Annotated in this window: 14 protein-coding genes and 1 tRNA gene; all 15 read left to right on the forward strand. The window is 40.4% G+C overall.

What is annotated here, in order from left to right; translation table 11 throughout:
• The first annotated feature begins 10 nt into the window (after nucleotides 1–10).
• Nucleotides 11–1285 (forward strand): phosphoribosylamine--glycine ligase, encoded by a 1275-nt coding sequence (purD, locus tag SMUL_RS03870; RefSeq protein WP_025343952.1) that lies wholly within the window; start codon nucleotides 11–13, stop codon nucleotides 1283–1285.
• Nucleotides 1275–1730, forward strand: coding sequence for an RDD family protein (locus tag SMUL_RS03875; RefSeq protein ID WP_025343953.1), 456 nt, complete (start codon nucleotides 1275–1277; stop codon nucleotides 1728–1730). The genes purD and SMUL_RS03875 overlap by 11 nt, the downstream gene beginning before the upstream one ends.
• Nucleotides 1690–3861: an LPS-assembly protein LptD gene (locus SMUL_RS03880; RefSeq protein ID WP_038532987.1), complete on the forward strand. Its 2172-nt coding sequence runs from the start codon at nucleotides 1690–1692 to the stop codon at nucleotides 3859–3861. The genes SMUL_RS03875 and SMUL_RS03880 overlap by 41 nt, the downstream gene beginning before the upstream one ends.
• A gap of 29 nt (nucleotides 3862–3890) precedes the next feature.
• Nucleotides 3891–6134, forward strand: coding sequence for a polyribonucleotide nucleotidyltransferase (locus tag SMUL_RS03885; RefSeq protein ID WP_025343955.1), 2244 nt, complete (start codon nucleotides 3891–3893; stop codon nucleotides 6132–6134).
• Nucleotides 6135–6236: 102 nt separating this feature from the next.
• The gene (locus SMUL_RS03890; RefSeq protein WP_025343956.1) at nucleotides 6237–6539 is read left to right on the forward strand and encodes a F0F1 ATP synthase subunit C; all 303 of its coding nucleotides are present in this window, start codon (nucleotides 6237–6239) and stop codon (nucleotides 6537–6539) included.
• 51 nt (nucleotides 6540–6590) lie between these two features.
• A tRNA-Leu gene (locus SMUL_RS03895) sits at nucleotides 6591–6675 on the forward strand.
• A 97-nt stretch (nucleotides 6676–6772) separates the two neighbouring features.
• Nucleotides 6773–7033, forward strand: a complete 261-nt coding sequence (locus SMUL_RS03900) for a hypothetical protein (protein ID WP_025343957.1) — start codon at nucleotides 6773–6775, stop codon at nucleotides 7031–7033.
• A gap of 18 nt (nucleotides 7034–7051) precedes the next feature.
• Nucleotides 7052–9238, forward strand: coding sequence for a sensor histidine kinase (locus SMUL_RS03905; RefSeq protein ID WP_025343958.1), 2187 nt, complete (start codon nucleotides 7052–7054; stop codon nucleotides 9236–9238).
• On the forward strand, nucleotides 9235–9879 hold the full coding sequence (locus tag SMUL_RS03910) for a response regulator transcription factor (protein ID WP_025343959.1): 645 nt from the start codon (nucleotides 9235–9237) through the stop codon (nucleotides 9877–9879). The genes SMUL_RS03905 and SMUL_RS03910 overlap by 4 nt, the downstream gene beginning before the upstream one ends.
• Before the next feature lie 132 nt (nucleotides 9880–10011).
• Nucleotides 10012–10545 carry a TRAP transporter small permease subunit gene (locus SMUL_RS03915; protein WP_025343960.1) on the forward strand — a complete coding sequence of 178 codons (534 nt, stop codon included), beginning with the start codon at nucleotides 10012–10014 and terminating at the stop codon, nucleotides 10543–10545.
• Entirely contained in the window at nucleotides 10542–11894 is a 1353-nt protein-coding gene (locus SMUL_RS03920; protein WP_025343961.1) for a TRAP transporter large permease, read from the forward strand. The genes SMUL_RS03915 and SMUL_RS03920 overlap by 4 nt, the downstream gene beginning before the upstream one ends.
• 158 nt (nucleotides 11895–12052) lie before the next feature.
• Nucleotides 12053–14878, forward strand: a complete 2826-nt coding sequence (locus SMUL_RS03925; RefSeq protein WP_025343962.1) for an FAD-binding and (Fe-S)-binding domain-containing protein — start codon at nucleotides 12053–12055, stop codon at nucleotides 14876–14878.
• Nucleotides 14879–15054: 176 nt separating this feature from the next.
• The gene (locus tag SMUL_RS03930) at nucleotides 15055–15300 is read left to right on the forward strand and encodes an OadG family transporter subunit (RefSeq protein WP_025343963.1); all 246 of its coding nucleotides are present in this window, start codon (nucleotides 15055–15057) and stop codon (nucleotides 15298–15300) included.
• Between the two features lie 15 nt (nucleotides 15301–15315).
• Nucleotides 15316–17130: a biotin/lipoyl-containing protein gene (locus SMUL_RS03935; RefSeq protein WP_025343964.1), complete on the forward strand. Its 1815-nt coding sequence runs from the start codon at nucleotides 15316–15318 to the stop codon at nucleotides 17128–17130.
• Between the two features lie 8 nt (nucleotides 17131–17138).
• Nucleotides 17139–18449, forward strand: coding sequence for a sodium ion-translocating decarboxylase subunit beta (locus SMUL_RS03940; RefSeq protein WP_025343965.1), 1311 nt, complete (start codon nucleotides 17139–17141; stop codon nucleotides 18447–18449).
• Nucleotides 18450–18460: the final 11 nt, after the last annotated feature.

Here is an 18460-nt window from a genome sequence, read left to right on the forward strand (position 1 = left end):
GAAATAATTGATGAAAGTCATGGTTGTTGGTAGTGGTGGCAGAGAGTATTCTATCGGGTTGGCGCTGAAGCGAGACCCCAATGTAACCGAAATTTTTTTCGCACCCGGAAATGGTGCCACCCCACAACTTGGACAAAACGTTACATGTAAAGATTATGAAGCTTTGGCGGATTTTGCCAAAGAAAATGGCATTGATCTCACCATCGTAGGCCCAGAGACGGCACTCGTTGCTGGTATCGTTGATAGTTTTAAAGCTAAAGGGCTTGTCATCTTTGGTGCTTCTAAAGCGGCTGCCAGACTTGAAGGCTCAAAAATTTTTATGAAAAACTTTCTCTCTCGCTATTATATTCCAACCGCTAAATTTATCGAAACGAATGATGCTCAAAAAGCCAATGATTTTATCGAAACGTTAGAACTTCCTATCGTCGTAAAAGCGGATGGTCTGTGTGCTGGAAAAGGCGTAATTATCGCGCAAAGCAAAGAAGAAGCCAAAGAGGCTGTGGCGGATATGCTCAGTGGCAAAAGCTTCGGTGACGCGGGTCTTGGCGTCGTGGTTGAAGAGTTTTTAGATGGGTATGAGCTTTCATTATTTGTGATTTGCGATGGCGTGGATTATAAAATCCTTCCAGCGGCACAAGATCATAAACGCCTCAAAGACAACGACATTGGACCCAATACAGGCGGTATGGGTGCGTATGCGCCAACGCCATTGATTGATGATGTGTTGTATAAAAAAGTAGAAGAGCGCGTTATTAAGCCAACACTAGCAGGGATGCAAAATGAAAATGCTCCGTTTGAGGGTGTGCTGTTTATTGGTTTGATGATTGTGAAAAATGAGCCGATTGTTTTAGAGTACAACGTTCGTTTTGGCGATCCTGAGTGCGAAATCTTGATGCCACTGTTAAAAACCCCTGCGAGTGAACTTTTTTACAAAGCAGCGACAGGCAATTTAAAAGAGCTTAACATCGAATTTTTTGATAAATACGCGATTGCAGTCGTGATGGCAAGTGAAAATTACCCGTACGGTGATTCAAAGCCTTCTGAAATTATTGTCGATAAAAACGTGCATGCAGGTTTAGAGAACACTCATATTTCGTATGCGGGTGTGAGCCTTGAAGAGGGCAAACTGTATGCAACGGGTGGGCGTGTGCTTTTATGTGTGGGTGTCGGTGATAGCATCAAAGAGGCACGAGAATTTGCCTATTTACTCTGCGGACAAGTCCATTTTGCGGGTAAACAATTTAGAAGCGATATTGCATATCAGGCACTCAAACATGACAAATGAAGAGTTGATTGAAAAATTTGAGAGTGAAAATATTACATTAGCCACGCTTCAAAAGCGAGGGTTAGCGTATATGATTGATGAAATTTTGATCTCTGTTTTGTTTGCATTGATCTATTTTGATCAAATTCCTGATAATATGACGACCGAAGAGATGATAGACGCGATCAATGGTCTTTTTGGTTATGTCGTTGTGTTAAAAGTAACCTATCAAACCTATTTTGTATGGATGTATGGGGCAACGTTGGGGAAAATTGCGATGAAAATCAAAGTCATCTCCACCGATGATTTGGAGAAACCTTCCTTTTTATTTTCACTCAGTCGCGCTGCCTTTAGAATTGTCAGTGAGTCCATCTTTTATTTAGGTTTTGTATGGGCCGCTTTAAATCCAAAAAGAGAGACATGGCATGATAGAGTTGCCAACACGTTGGTGGTCAATGCACATTAAATTTTTCCTTTTCACGGTGCTTTCTCTAGGAAGCTTATGGGCAGCACCTGCACAAAAAACACCCGAACAAAAAGGCCCTCAAGATGTTGAAGTGTTGGCTGAAAATGTTACCAAACAGGGTACGTTAATTCACGCCACCAACAATGTGGTACTTTACAGCCCCAAATACCTTATTACCGCAGATGAAGCCTACTATGACACAGCTAGTGGTGATTTGGAACTTTTTGGCAATATTACGATGTTAGAGGGTGTCAGTTATGCCTCTCGTACAGGTCACACAAAACTCAATCTTAATACCAATATAGGTGTTTCAGATCCACTTTTCTTTTTTGATGATGAGACGAATGTATGGATCAAATGTGAAAATGCCATCCTGAATCCAGAGACCTATGTGACGCAAAAATCAATCGTTTCAAGCTGTAATACCCAAGATCCTGATTGGAAAATTGCTTTTACCTCGGGCGAATTCAACAAAGAGAGTAAATGGTTACACCTCTACAATCCCGTCTTTTACGCGAACGATGTGCCCGTTTTTTACCTTCCTTATTTTGCCTTTTCAACCGACACGACACGCCGAACAGGACTTTTACAACCTGAATTTGGCTTTGGGAGTTCAGAGGGTTTTTATTACATGCAACCCATCTTTATTGCACCTGCAGTGGATTACGATGTGGAGCTTCGTCCGCAAATGCGCACCAATAGGGGTGAGGGCATGCACGGAACCTATCGTTTTGTAGACTCTGCTTACTCCAATGGTGAGATCACGACGGGCTATTTTAATGAACACAGTGATTATGCGGAAGACGAAAATCTTAACAACAGTTCGCATTATGGCTTACATGTCATGTACGATCGTAGTAAACTCTTAAGTACACAGTATGACAATCTTGAAGATGGTTTGTGGCTTGATATTAACTATCTTAACGACATTGACTATTATAATACGATGACTAATGAGACAACAAGCTATGATAAATTAGTGACTTCACGATTTAACTATTATATAAAACAAGATCAAGACTATTATGGTGTGTATGCAAGGTATGATATTGATACCTCGAAAATATCCAATGATACTACCTTACAAGAGTTACCAACACTGCATTACCACCATTTTACATCGCCTCTAGTGTTAGATAATTTACTCTACAGTATTGATTATAAAGCTAAAAATTATACAAGAGATGAGGGGATAACGGGTTTTCAAAATGAAGTAGATGTTCCTTTGACATTGTACTTTTCCCTCTTGGCTGATTATTTACATGTAAGCATTTCAGAAAATATTTATGCATCGCACATTGCTTATGGGAACGATGATACGAAAGAAAATGAGTGGCGTTATTGGCGTAATTACCATAAAATTTCTCTTTACACGGAACTTGCAAAGCCGTATGATAATTTTTATCATACGATGTACATTGGACTTGACCATATTATTCCTAGTGCAGAAGATGAAAGTGGTATGTATTATGATAAAGATTTTCCAACGCTCAATACGTTGGCAAAAAGTACCTCTTTAACCTTAAAAGAATTTTTTTACAATGAAGATGCTGAGAAAAAAGTGAGCCATAAACTCAAACAGATCTATTATGACGATTACGAATACAAATACGGTGATTTAGAAAATGATCTTAAATACCATGTGAGTGACAAAATTTCACTGGGACACAACCTTCACTTCTCACATGAATACCATAAAATTTCACGGAATCAAATCTCGATTAATTATGCTGATGATCTTTACTCAACCTCCCTTCGTTACACCTACCAAGATGCCGTGTATAAAGAAAACACCATTTACAAAGTGGAAGAAGATGCTGCGGTTGATAAAGATTATAGCTATGTGACATTCTATGCCGATACGAAGTATTTCACCCATTATAATCTCTTTGGAAGTGTGAATTATGATGTGAAAGACGATGAGTTTAAAGGGTGGAGTTTGGGCTTTAAGAAAAGTTTGAAATGTTGGGATTACTCTATTCAATACAGAGATACGACTACGCCTAAACTCACAAGTGTTGGTACAGATTCGGTTAACAAACAAGGTATTATGTTTATGTTTAATCTCTATCCAATGGGTAGTGTTAGCTATGATTTCTCAAGAGAGTCAGAGCAAAAAGTTACAAATTAAAATTGAGTAAAAATTGAAGGAGCATCAGCGTGGAATATAAAATTAGAGTGAATAACCAAGAAGAGATTTACGATCTTGGCAAAGTTGCAAAACAAGCAGCAGGGGCTGCATTATTAAAGATTAAAAATACGGTTATTTTAGCAACAGTTGCACGAGATGATAACCAAGTGGGTGAAAATTTTGTACCTTTAACTGTGCAATATGTTGAAAAAACCTATGCGGTTGGAAAAATTCCTGGAGGCTATTTTAAACGTGAGACAAAGCCAGGTGATTTTGAAACATTAACCTCACGCATCATTGATAGAAGCCTTCGTCCCCTTTTTCCTAAAGGGTATGCTTATCCAACACAAATTGTTATTTTCGTCTTAAGCTGCGATCCTGAAGTTGATCTTCAAGTAGCAGCGCTTAACGCTGCGAGTGCGGCACTTTATCTTTCCGATATTCCTGTGAATAAAGCAGTCGCAGGTGTACGCATTGGTTACATTGATGGGCAGTATGTTGTAAATCCTTCCAACTCAGCTTTAAAAACAAGCACATTGGATCTGTATGTTGCTGGAACAAAAGAAGAGCTCTTGATGATCGAGATGCGCTCCCTCGCTTCCATGGAGAGTATGAGCCTTCCGATTATGGCCATTGACCCGATGCTTGATCCTACCCTTGCACAGAGCGTTATTGTGAATCAATCGGTCAATGAATTTGATGAAGATGCGATTCTTGCCGCAATTGATAAAGCACAAAGCGCAATTACCGAAGCAACAACGGCGTATGAAAATACCTTTAAACCTCTTAAAAAAGAGGATGCTGTACTTGATTATAAACAAGATTTAGCCAATGATTCTATTTTTGCGTATGTGGATGAATTTTACAAAGACGAGGTTAACAACGCGATCAACCAAATGGCAAAAAGTGAGCGTGCGAGTGAGCTTGGAAAAATTGTTACTAAAATTTTAGGTGATGAAGTAGCGGTCCTAGAGGGCTGGAGCAAAGAGTTAGTGGACAGCGTTGTGCAAGCGTATAAAAAGAAAATCGTGCGAGAGATGATTATTGAAAAACGTGTGCGTGCCGATGGTAGAAAACTCGATGAAATCAGACCGATTAGCATTGAGACTAACATTTTACCTTTTGCACATGGCTCATGCCTCTTTACACGTGGACAGACACAAGCGCTTGCGGTTGTCACACTTGGAAATGATAAAGATGCACAAATGTACGATCTTTTGACGGAAAAAAATACAATTAACGATACCTTTATGGTGAATTATAACTTCCCAGGTTTCTCCGTAGGTGAAGCTTCTCCGCTTCGCGCTCCTGGTCGAAGAGAATTAGGTCATGGCAATCTTGCACGTCGTGCACTTGAACCTGTTCTTGATAGAAATCGTTTGCAAACCATTCGTCTGGTCTCAGAGATTTTAGAGTCCAACGGCTCTTCTTCTATGGCAACCATTTGCGGTGGTGCATTAGCCCTTAAAGCAGCAGGAATCAATCTTGAAAAACTCGTAGCGGGTATTGCGATGGGACTTGTTTTTGAGGGTGATAAACATGCGGTTCTAAGTGACATCATGGGCTTAGAAGATCACGATGGCGATATGGACTTTAAAGTCGCTGGAACAAGGGAAGGCATTACAGCCCTTCAAATGGATATTAAATTGGGCGGCATTTCACGTGATGTCCTTAAAGAAGCATTGTATCAAGCCAAAGAGGGTAGAGCGCATATTTTAGGTTTGATGGAAGCGGCAAGCGAAGAGATTGTGATTAACAATGCCATTTTGCCAAAACTGGAACTCTTTAGTGTTGATCCTTCCAAAATTGTGGATATTATTGGGCAAGCGGGTAAAACGATTCGTGAGATTATTGAGCGATTTGAAGTCTCTATTGATCTTGATCGTGAAAAAGGCGAAGTGAAGATTGCAGGCGAGAACAAAGAAAAAGTAGAAGCGGCTAAAGAGCATATCATTCAAATTACCAATAAGCCTTCTTTTGGCGGACGTGGCGGCGGAAGAGACAGAGGCGGCGATAGACACAGCACTCCTAGAGAAGAAAAACCAGTACCAACGTTCGTGCAAGATGAAGTGGTCGATGGTGTGGTGAAACGCATTGTTGATTTTGGGGCGTTTATTGAGCTTCCTGGTGGGATTGATGGGCTTTTACATGTATCCAAAATTGCCGATCACCGTGTGGATAAAGTAAGCGATTATTTAGCCCTTGAGCAAAAAGTTCGCGTTAAAATCTTAAAGCAAACAGGAAATAAAATCGAGCTTGGCTTGGAGCGATAACTTTAAAGGCTTTTTAACAATTGGATGGCTATAATCTCGCTCACAAAGTGGAAAGTAGGGATGTTATCCGAACAGACTTTGAAAAACATATAGGAGCAATCTTTGAAAAAGATTCTTTTTTTAATGGTAGCATTTGCGACATTCGCGTTTGCAGGTGAGGGTGAAACAGTTAAAGCATATTCAGCACTCGCTGTAGGTATCGTACTTGGTCTTGCTGCACTTGGTGGCGCAATCGGTATGGGTAACACTGCCTCTTCAGCAATTTCTGGAACAGCAAGAAATCCTGGTCTTGGTGGTAAACTTGTAACAACAATGTTTATTGCACTTGCGATGATCGAAGCACAAGTTATTTATGCACTTGTTATCTCTTTGATCCTTCTTTACAAAAACCCGTTTCTTGGTTAATTAATACAACAAACACATGAGACCTTTTTAAAAGGTCTCACCTTCTTTTATGCGGTCGTGGTGGAACGGTAGACACGCTACCTTGAGGTGGTAGTGCCCTACGGGTGTGGGGGTTCAAATCCCCCCGACCGCACCATTTTATCTCTCCTTTTTTTACTTCCCTTCTTTTATAAAACTCACTGTTGAATTATGGTATCATTAACCCTTATTTTTTCAATCTTGAAAGGTTCTTGATGCGAGAGTTAGAGCTAAAAAATGTCATCAAACTTGGTGATCGTGAGTTTTTAATTTCAACCATTAGTATGCATGTTCGCCACTCTTTTTTCGAAGGAGACTCTAAAAAAATTGTCTATGAAACCATGGTGTTTGAAATTATGAATGATGAAGTACAATTTCACCATCCTATTTTCAATGAACGCTACAATATGGCAGACGAAGCTATCGCAGAGCATGGTGCTATTATCAAGCATCCTGAAAACTTTTTTATCATCTAATCCAAACCCTTCTAATCCATGAAAAAGATTTTTTTACTCTGTTGTTTGAGTTTGGGAGTGCTTTTCGCTCAAAATTCAAAAGATATATTGATCATCCATTCGTATCATAAAGGGTACAAGTGGAGCGATGATATTTCTAAAGTTATTGAAAAAAACTTTTTAGATAAAGAAAATATTTTTGTATCTTCTGTATATATGGACACAAAACGTGTTGATAGCCCTGAGTATTTAGATACTTTTTACCACTACTACCAAGAGCGTTTTAAACACTACACGTTTGATGTTGTTATCGCCGTGGATAATAGCGCATTAGCCTTTGTTAAAGAGCATTATGAAGAGCTTTTTTCAAAAAAAACGCCCATCGTTTTTGTAGGTATTAATAATTTTGAACCTTCTTTAATCGAAGGGATCAAAAACATTAGTGGCGTGGTTGAAAATGTGGATATTGAAAAAAATATTGATTTGATGATTAGTCTGCAACCCAATCTTGATAAAATCTTGATTATAAATGAGAAAACAATCACAGGCGATGCCGTTCGCAAAGAGATTGATGCGGTAAGCCCTAAGTATGAAAGTCGCATCGAAATTGAGCATGTTGATAGTATGGATATGGATGAGATCGCATCAAAAACAGCGGGGCTTAGCAAAAACAGTGCTATTTTATGGGTTCTTCTTTTCAAAGATAAAACAGGACGTTTTTTTACCTATAAAGATAATTTACAACAGATTCGCAAAATTACCAATACCCCTATCTATGGACTTTGGGATTTTTATTTGGATTATGGCATTGTGGGTGGTTTTTTAACCAGTGCGACGGCTCAAGCAGAAGCTGCATCCAAAATTGTTGAGCAAATTTTGGCTGGTAAAAATCCGAGTTATATTCCCATTGTACAAAAGAGTCCCAACCGTTATCTTTTTGATTATAATGAGCTCGTTAACCATCAAATAGATCCATCCCCTGTCTTAAAAAATTATGAAGTGATCAATAAGCCTTTCTCCTTTTACGAAGAGTATAAGCACTATATTTGGCTTTTTACTGCTATTCTTAGTGCTATCATTATGATTATTCTCTTTTTGATGCAAAATGTGCGTATTCGAAAACAGAGTGAAATGGCGCTTAAAAACCAACTGGAGTTTATCAAAGTTCTGCTGGATACGATCCCCAATCCTATTTATTTCACCAATGTTGAGGGGAAGTATATTGGGAGTAATATGGCGTTTGCAAAGCTTTATGACCAGAGCAAAGAGGAGATTATTGGAAAGTCCGTTTTCGATTTTTTCCCAAAAGAGTGGGCATCTGAGAGGCGAAAAAGCGATGTTGAACTCTTAGCCAAGAAAGGTTCTGATACGCTTGAACTGATGCTCCATACCCCCAAAAAAAAGGCGCGTCTTTTTACGCTGAGTAAAGCCGTGTACAGCAATATTGATGGGAGTGTTGGCGGTATTGTTTGTATTATGGATGATATGACGGAGCGGGTACAGCAACAACAATTTTTAATTCAACAATCGAAACTGACTGAAATGGGTGAGATGATCGCGGGCGTTGCGCACCAGTGGAATGAGCCTTTGGTAGAGCTTTCTGCTATTATGCAAGATATGGAGTTTTGTTTTAACAAGGGCGAGATGGATCGGGTGAAAATGAAAGAGTTTGTACGCGACGCCATCATTCAGATACAATACATGTCACAAACGCTTAAAGACTTCCGTAATTTCCTTAAACCATCGACCAAAAAGACACTCTTTTGTGCCAAAAAAGCGCTGAACGAAGTGTTGGAAATCATTGGCAGACAGATTTTTTATGCGCATATTGATCTTAGTGTCATTTATCTTAAAGAGGACGACTCTTTTCCTGTGTATGGTTTTGAGAATGAGTTTAAACAAGTACTCATTAATGTCATTAATAATGCTAAAATTAAACTGGTTAAAGCTCATAAAAGTGGGAAAATTAGCATTGAAGTTGATCGCGAGATGCTTTCTACCAAAATCATCATTAGCGACGATGGAGGTTTTATTCCCGAAAAAATCATTGGGTTTATTTTTGATCCTTATTTTACGACGAACAAAAATGGAACGGGTTTGGGCCTTTATATGGCGAAGATGATTATTGAAGATAAGATGGGTGGGAGTATTCGCGTTCAAAACAGAGATGTTAGTACGGTCGAATTTACCATTTTAGTTCCTAATGCAAACAAAGGCAACGAATGAAAATTTTACTTTTAGAAGACAATGCACGCTTTAATGCCACCATTGTCAAGCGGTTGGAAGCGAAAGGGTATCATATTGATTCGTTTATGGATGGGCAAGAAGCATATGATGCTTTGGACAATGGCTATGCCTGTTTTATCTTAGACATCAATGTTCCCACGCTTGATGGCATTGAAATCTTGAAAAAAATACGCGATTTTTACCCAGAGACGCCGGTGATTATTATGAGCTCCAGCGTGGAACTTGAGGTAATTAAAGACGCTTATAATTTTGGATGCAATGACTTTTTAAAAAAGCCTTTTTTTATTGATGAGCTTGAAATTAAAATTGAAAAACTCTGCAATATCCGCCATGATATTGTTGATTTAGGGCATGAGTGTTGTTTTGATTTTAAAACAAGCTTACTTCGTATCGGGCAGGAGCAAGAAGAGCATCTTTCACGCAAAGAAAAACTTCTTTTAAATGTACTCATTAGCGAAAAAGGCAAAGTCGTTACGTTTGACAAAATTCAAGCGATGGTCTGGGAAGGCAACTTCGCAAGTTTGGATTCGATTCGCTCTTTAATGCGACGACTGCGTAAAAAAATTCCGTTTGAGTGCATCGAAACGGTCGTCGATGTGGGGTATATTCTGCGTTATTAATGCTTTACATGTAACCTGCTTTGCCAACGGCTCAGATGTTGCATTATGCGTTTATTTCAGTGTTTCGTAAACTATAAAGCGAGCATCTTTAGAAGAAGGTTCTCGCTTTGCATTTTTGGAAAAAGGATTTCAATGCTCTTAATGATTGAAAAATGGTTTGATAAAATCAGCCACGTGATTGGGTATCTTTGCTCAGGGTTGATGCTTGTGATGATGTTAAATATCTTTTACGATGTGTTTATGCGGTATCTGTTTAAAAGTGGTTCCATCGCACTTCAAGAGATGGAGTGGCATCTTTTCTCCGTCATTATTCTCCTTGGGACTTCGTATGCCCTTATGGAAGATTCACATGTTCGCGTGGATGTTCTGTACGCAAAATTCAGCGACAAGAAAAAAGCGTTGGTCAATATCTTTGGCGCGATTGTTTTTATTACGCCTATTGCACTTTTAGTTGCGCTAAGCTCTGTGGGGTTTGTGATGGAAGCGTTTACGTCTAACGAAATTAGCAGCGATCCAGGAGGGTTGACACACCGTTGGATTTTAAAAGCGTTTATCCCGTTTTCCTTTTGGTTATTGATTGTTATGACGTTTGGATTTATTATTAAAAATATCAACATCTACCGAGGTGTCACAAAAGCACATTTTAGAAAGCAGGAAGAGTTATGATTGGTATTGTGATGTTTGTCGTAGGCATGCTGATGCTGCTTCTTGGCTTCCCTGTTGCGTTCACCTTTGGTGCTGTGTCGGTCTTTTTTGGTTTGGCTTCGGGAATAATTGCCTCTTTGGGTGATGGTGGTACGGTGATGGAAGGGCTTGATGCGGGGGCGCGGATGTTTGCTTTTATGCCCCATCGTATTTGGAGCATTATGAACAATACGATTCTTATCTCCGTTCCAATGTTTATTCTGATGGGCATTATTTTACAAAAATCACGTTTAGCGGAGCGTCTTTTAGAAGCGATGGGCTTTTTGTTTGGCGAAATTCGTGGAGGTCTTGCCATCAGCACGGTTTTAGTAGGCGCCCTTCTTGCCGCATCGACCGGTGTTGTTGGAGCAAGCGTTGTGGCAATGGGCGTTATCTCTTTGCCCGTTATGCTCAAATACAACTATTCTAAATCCCTCGCATGTGGAACCATCTGCGCTTCAGGAACACTGGGGCAGATTATCCCACCATCCGTTGTTTTGATTATTTTAGGCGATGTTTTTCAACTTCCCGTGGGTGATCTTTTTGAAGGCGCTTTTTGGCCAGGATTGACACTGGTGGCTGTTTATATTCTCTACATTGCTATCGTCTCTTTTTTCAACAAAGAGATGGCTCCTTCTATCCCTAAAAGTGAGTTGACGCACAGCAAATCCAAACAAGTGGTAAATGCGTTTAAAGCAATTTTGCCACCACTCATTTTAATTATTTTGGTTTTGGGTTCTATTTTTGAAGGCATCGCAACGCCTACGGAGTCTTCTGCTGTTGGGTGTATTGGTGCGATGATTTTGGCGTGGATCTACAAATCGTTTTCGTTTAAAATGATCCATGAAGCATCGATGGAGACCGTGCGTACAACGGCAATGGTTTTTGCCATTTTAATTGGCGCGACTGCTTTTTCTATGGTTTTTAGCTACACAGGTGGCGATGAAATTATCGCAGAGGTTATGCGTTCTTTACCCGGTGATAAATGGGGCTTTATTGTTGTCTCGATGGCGGCGATTATGGCACTGGGCTTTTTTATCGATTTTGTGGAGATATCTTATATTATCATTCCTATTTTAGCACCAATTGCAGAAGCGATTGGGATCAGTCCTGTTTGGTATGCGCTTCTAATCGCACTTAACTTGCAAACATCGTTTCTAACGCCACCGTTTGGTTTTAGCCTCTTTTATCTCAGAGGCGTTGCACCTTCCTGCGTTACAACGATAGACATCTACAAAGGTGTGGTGCCGTTTATTATATTGCAATTTTTAGTTATGGCAGTTTTTACACTTTTCCCAGAGGTCTACGGTGTCTCAATGATGCTCAAATAGCCTCGTTTAGAAAAAATGTTTCGCTTCTTCTTCTTTACATGTAAGGTATGTCACTTTTTGACTTGATAGGCTTTACATGTAAAGTTTTTTGACAAAATATCATGTGTTTTTTATGTCAAATTGCTACACTGAGTAAAACCCCCTATAAAGGATTGTGAATGTTATTAAGCGGAAAGTATCTTGATTTCTATAATGAAATCATCACGTTTATTCCCGAGAAGAGAATTTTTACAGATCCCCTTCATACCATAGCATACGGTACGGATGCTTCGTTTTACAGGTTAGTTCCCAAAGTCGTCGTTTGGGCCAATAATGCTGATGAAGTGAGTCAAATTCTTAAAATCACCTCTTCACTCTCCTTGCCAGTTGTTTTTCGAGCGGCAGGGACAAGCCTCTCTGGGCAAGCGATTACCGATTCCATTTTACTCATGACCTCACGTGATTGGAAAGGGATTAATGTCAATAAAGAGGTGAGTACCATTACCATGCAACCCTCGGTGCTTGGTTCGGATGCGAATGCGTATTTGCTTCCGTATGGGAAAAAAATAGGTCCCGATCCTGCGAGTATTACCTCCGCGATGATTGCTGGAATTGCAGCCAATAATGCCAGTGGTATGTGCTGTGGTACAACCGACAACTCCTACAAAACGCTTGAAGCAATGAAGATTATCTTTCATGATGGCTCTGAACTCGATACGGCGTCACCCCAAAGTATCAAAGAGTTTAAACAATACCATCACGCTCTGGTAGAGCGCATTAGCGCACTCCACGCTGAGATTAAAGCCAATCCCGCACTTCACGATAAAATCGTCCGCAAATTTAAGATCAAAAACACCTGTGGGTATAGCCTCAATGCACTGGTAGATTATGAAGATCCTATCGATATTATCGCACACCTCATGATCGGTAGCGAAGGCACACTCGGATTTATCAAAGAGATTACCTTTAGAACCGTTCCTGAGTACAAAGATAAAGCCAGTGCGTTAATGATCTTTAAAAACATCAAAGATGCCTGTGACGCGGTTATCGTGCTTAAAACACAGTGTAAAGACAATGTGGCAGCCGCTGAGCTGATGGACAGGGCAGGGCTTGCGAGTGTTGAAAGTAAAGAGGGCATGCCAAGTTTCCTTAAAACGCTCAGTCCTACAGCGACCGCTGTTTTGGTCGAAAGTCGCGCCGAAAATGATGCAAAATTGGATGAAAACATTGCAGTGATCTTAGAAAAACTCTCCCACATTGAGCCTGAAATGCCACTGCATTTTACCAAAGATGTGTATGAGTATACGAAGTATTGGAAAATTCGTAAAGGACTTTTTCCCGCTGTTGGTGCTGTGCGTGAGAGTGGAACGACTGTTATCATCGAAGATGTGGCGTATCCTATCGAGTCTTTGGCGGATGCCACGTTGGAACTTCAAGAACTCTTCAAAAAATACGGCTACAACGAAGCGATTATTTTTGGACATGCCTTGGATGGTAACCTTCACTTTGTCTTCACCCAAGCCTTTGAAGATCCTAAAGAGATTCAACGCTACGAAGCGTTTATGCAAGATGTGGCTGAGCAAGTAGCCACAAAATACCATGGAAGTCTTAAAGCCGAACACGGAACAGGACGCAATATGGCACCGTTTGTCGAGCTGGAATGGGGAAATGATGCTTATATGCTCATGAAAGAGATTAAGAACATTTTTGACCCTCGTGGACTTCTTAATCCAGGCGTCATTATCAACGATGATCCTAAAGCGCATCTTAAAAATTTCAAACCAATGCCCGTAACGGATGAGCTTATCGATAAGTGCATCGAGTGCGGTTTTTGTGAGCCTGTCTGTCCATCGAACTTTTTAACATTCACCCCACGACAACGCATTGTCTCCAATCGTTATATGAGTACACTCAAAAATGCAGGAGATGAAGAGGCGCTTGAGGCGTTTATCGCCTTGTACCAGTACGATGGTGTTGAAACCTGCGCAACGTGTTCACTCTGTTCATTGGTCTGTCCGGTTGGAATTGATACCGGAGCGTTAACGAAGAAGATTCGTGCACACCAAATTACACCGACACAACACAAGATGGCTGGAATGATTGCCAATAACTATGGAACCATTTTAGGCGTAGGTAGTTTTGTACTGAGTGCTGTAAAAGGTGTTAACGCTGTTATTCCTGATGGTGTGATGAAAGCAATGAGCGCAGGTGTTACCGCGCTCAGTGGCAATAAATTGCCACTATGGACAACCAGTCTTCCAGGAGGTCATACGTTTAAAGACAGTCGAAAACTCTTTGGTATGGCTGAAAAAGTGGTCTATTTTTCATCCTGTTTGAATCGCACGATGGGCAATCCAAAGCCAAAAGGTGAAGAGAAAGAGTTAGATGAACTCATCATTGGTATTTTGGAAAAAGCGGGTTATGAAGTCATTTTTCCAGAACAGCTAAAACCGCTCTGCTGTGGTATGCCTTTCTCCAGTAAGGGTTATAAAGCAGAAGGCAAACAAAAATCAATGGAGTTAGAAGCTGCGCTTAATAAAGCAAGCGAAAATGGGAAATACCCTATCTTGTGTGATATGAGTTCGTGTACGAAAACGATGATGGAGTATTTTGATTCTGGTTTAAAAGTTCATGATCCTATTGAGTTTATTCACGATTATCTTTTAGATAAATTAACGATTAAACAGATTAGTGAGCCTGTTGTGATTCATTCCATCTGTAGCACAAGAAAGATGGGCTTAACAGAGAAATTTGAAAAAATTGCACGTTTATGCAGCTCTAAAGTCACTGTTCCTGCGGATGTAACGTGTTGTGGGTTTGCGGGAGATCGTGGCTTTAACTATCCAGAGCTCAATAAGTCGGCGTTACGTCATCTTAAAGCATCCATCCCCAGTGATACAAAACTCGCCTTTTCAACAGGAAAACCATGCGAAATTGGTCTGACTGAACAGAGTGGATTAGAGTATCGCTCACTCTTTTATCTCCTTGAGCGCGCTATTTCCTAAGGATTCTGCTTTACATGTAAACGTGGGTCAATCACTCTTTATTTGAGAATGAATTGACCCAACTCCCCCACCTTCTAAACCACTTTTTCATAGGTTTGATTTAATAAATAAAATGATAAAATACTAAAATTTTGACTATACTTTTTAGTTAAATTTAAATAAAAAGGGTTGCGTCTATGGAAGTTAATCTGATTGGGGAAAGCCTTAAATTCTTGGTATTAGGGATGTCCACGGTATTTATGTTTTTGGTCTTAATGGTTGTTGTTTTGGAGCTTCAGGCTAAAATTATTCTCAAATATTTTCCTCCTAAAGAGGGAACTGTTCATAATTCTACACAAGAATTATCACAAAAAGATAACTTCACAGTAGTGGCAGCCATTGCTGCTTCTATTCAGGCATACAAAAAAAAATCAAACCAGTAAAAAGGGCAAAGTAAGATGGCTAAAAAATACATCGACGTGATGGATACGACGTTTAGAGATGGTTTTCAATCGGTTTTTGGTGGACGTGTACTTATGGATGATTTTCTCCCTGCTGTTGCTGCAGCAAGAGATGCAGGTATTAGCCATTTTGAATTTGGTGGAGGAGCGCGCTTTCAAAGCCTTTACTTCTATTTGAATGAAGATGCCTTTGAAATGATGGATCGCTTTCGCGCCATTGCAGGTCCTGATGCCAACCTTCAAACCTTAGCGCGCGGTGTCAATACCGTTATGCTCGATACCGGCAATCGCGATTTGATTGACTTGCATGCCAAAATGTTTAAAAAGCACAGTACGACAACGATTCGTAACTTTGATGCACTGAACGATGTTGAAAACCTCAAATACAGCGGTGAACGCATTGTGCATCATGGACTTAAACACGAGATCGTGGTGACAATGATGGACCTTCCTCCTAAATGTGTGGGGGCTCATGATGTCGCTTTTTACGAGAAAACGCTTCGTGATATTTTGGATTCAGGTATCCCGTATCACAGTGTCTGTTTTAAGGATGCAAGCGGAACATCCAGCCCACAAAAAGTGTATGAGACCATTAAAATGGCTAAAAAACTCCTTCCTGAAGAGATGCATGTAAGACTTCATACGCATGAAACAGCAGGTGTCAGTGTGGCGTGTTATCTCGCCGCACTGGAAGCAGGTGCCGATGGAATCGATCTTGCCGCTTCTCCTGTAAGTGGTGGAACCTCTCAGCCAGACATTTTAACGATGCTTCATGCCGTCAAAGGTAAAAATTACGATCTTGGTGGACTAGAACTTGAAAAAATTCTAACCTACGAGGATGTGTTACAAGACTGCTTAAAAGACTACTTTATGCCACCCGAAGCAGTGCAAGTCTCTCCTTTAATTCCTTTTTCTCCAATGCCTGGTGGTGCACTCACTGCCAATACTCAAATGCTTCGCGATAACAACATTTTACATAAATTTCCAGAAGTCATCAAAGCGATGCGTGAAGTCGTTGAAAAAGGTGGCTACGGTACGAGTGTAACACCTGTATCGCAATTTTATTTCCAACAAGCGTTTAATAATGTGATGTTTGGACCGTGGACAAAAATCGCAGAGGGCTATGGCAAAATGGTTCTTGGTTATTTTGGCAAAACACCCGTTGCTCCTGATGAAAACGTCGTAGCATTGGCAAGTGCACAACTTAAATTAGAACCAACGAAGAAAAATGCGCTTGATTTGGCGGATGCGGATGAGAGCAAATCGCTTGCAAATGTAAAACAGATATTAGAAAAAGAGGGACTTCCTACAACGGAAGAGAATCTCTTTATTGCCGCTTCATGTAAAGAAAAAGGCATTGCATTCCTCAAAGGTGAGGCAAAAGTTAATGTTCGTAAAATTGGTAAAGCAGAAAAAGAGAAGATTGTTTGCAGTGCCTCTTCAGATTATACCGTGATGGTCAATGGTCAAAAATACAATGTTAAATCTTCCGATAAACAAGATGCTTTTGTCATTAACGGTCAAGAGTATTTTATCGAAATTGAAGAGGGTTGCAGTGATGAAGGAAGTGGCTCTAGTGTCGCAGCTTCTGCTTCCTCAGGCGGTACTGAAATCAAAGCGGGAATTCCTGGTTCTATCTTTAAAGTGCTTGTAAATGTCGGCGATAAAGTGAGTAAAGGTCAGCCCGTCATTGTGATTGAAGCTATGAAAATGGAAATTGAAGTGGCAGCACCATCTGATGGTGTTGTCAGTAGCGTTAGAGTTAAACAAGGTGATACCATCGTCAATAATCAACTGCTTGTCACATTATAAGGGCTCATATGAAAAAAAAGATCATTGGGGTAATGTTGCTATTAGGATTGATGGTGATCCCATCCTTTCTAAATGCTAGCGATGTGGCCAAAGAGAATTTAAACCAAGATTATAAATCCAAAAGTGTTTCTGAGCTTTTTGTCTCATTGTACGAATCAACCGGTATTAATGCTATGATTAATCCTGTTGAAGGATTACTTTCGCATGGCATTCCTGTTTCGACCTTTAACCAAGGTGCAGGTCGAGTCGTCATGATGGGAATCTGCTTTTTATTGATCTATCTAGCCATTGCGAAAGGATTTGAGCCGTTGCTGCTCATACCCATTGCTTTTGGTGGGTTTTTAGCCAATATTCCTGTGGCGGATATTGCTGGACCTGAGGGATTTTTAGGAATTTTATTTAATATGGGTATTAGCTCAGGGCTTTTTCCCTTGATGATTTTTATGGGTGTGGGTGCCATGACGGACTTTGGTCCCCTTTTGGCAAACCCAAAGACGGCTCTTTTGGGAGGTGCCGCGCAATTTGGTATCTTTGGTACGATTGTAGGTGCGGCTGTTTTAACCGAATACACAGGTTTTATCAACTTCTCTTTAAAAGATGCGTGCGCCATTGGTATTATCGGTGGAGCAGATGGTCCGACGTCTATTTTTGTTGCGAGCCGTTTGGCACCGGATCTTTTAGGTGCGATTGCCGTAGCTGCGTATTCGTATATGGCATTGGTTCCTATTATTCAACCTCCTATCATGCGGGCTCTCACGACAAAAGAGGAACGCAAAATCAAGATGGCTCAATTGCGCGAAGTTTCTAAACTTGAAAAAATTATTTTCCCTATTACGGTGATGATTTTATGTGTTTTGATCTTGCCTGATGCGACCCCTTTGATTGGAGCCCTCGCTTTTGGAAATTTAGCCCGTGAGTCGGGTGTGGTCAAACGATTGTCTGACACAATGGAAAATGCCTTAATTAACATTGTCACCATTTTCCTAGGACTCTCTGTTGGTTCAAAATTAGCCGCAGAAAAGTTTTTGGTTCCAGAGACTTTAGGTATTATTGTGTTAGGTCTTATCGCCTTTTCTATGGGAACGGCAAGTGGTATTATGATGGCAAAAGTGATGAATAAGTTTAGCAAGCACAAAGTAAACCCACTCATTGGCTCAGCCGGTGTCAGTGCTGTACCTATGGCGGCAAGGGTTTCTAATAAAGAAGGTATGAAGGAAGATTCAACCAATATGCTTTTAATGCATGCGATGGGTCCAAATGTGGCAGGTGTCATTGGCTCTGCGGTTGCAGCAGGTGTGCTGCTGTCCATTTTTAAATAAAACGTTTTGAG

The organism is Sulfurospirillum multivorans DSM 12446, assembly GCF_000568815.1.
Classification (GTDB): Bacteria; Campylobacterota; Campylobacteria; order Campylobacterales; family Sulfurospirillaceae; genus Sulfurospirillum; species Sulfurospirillum multivorans.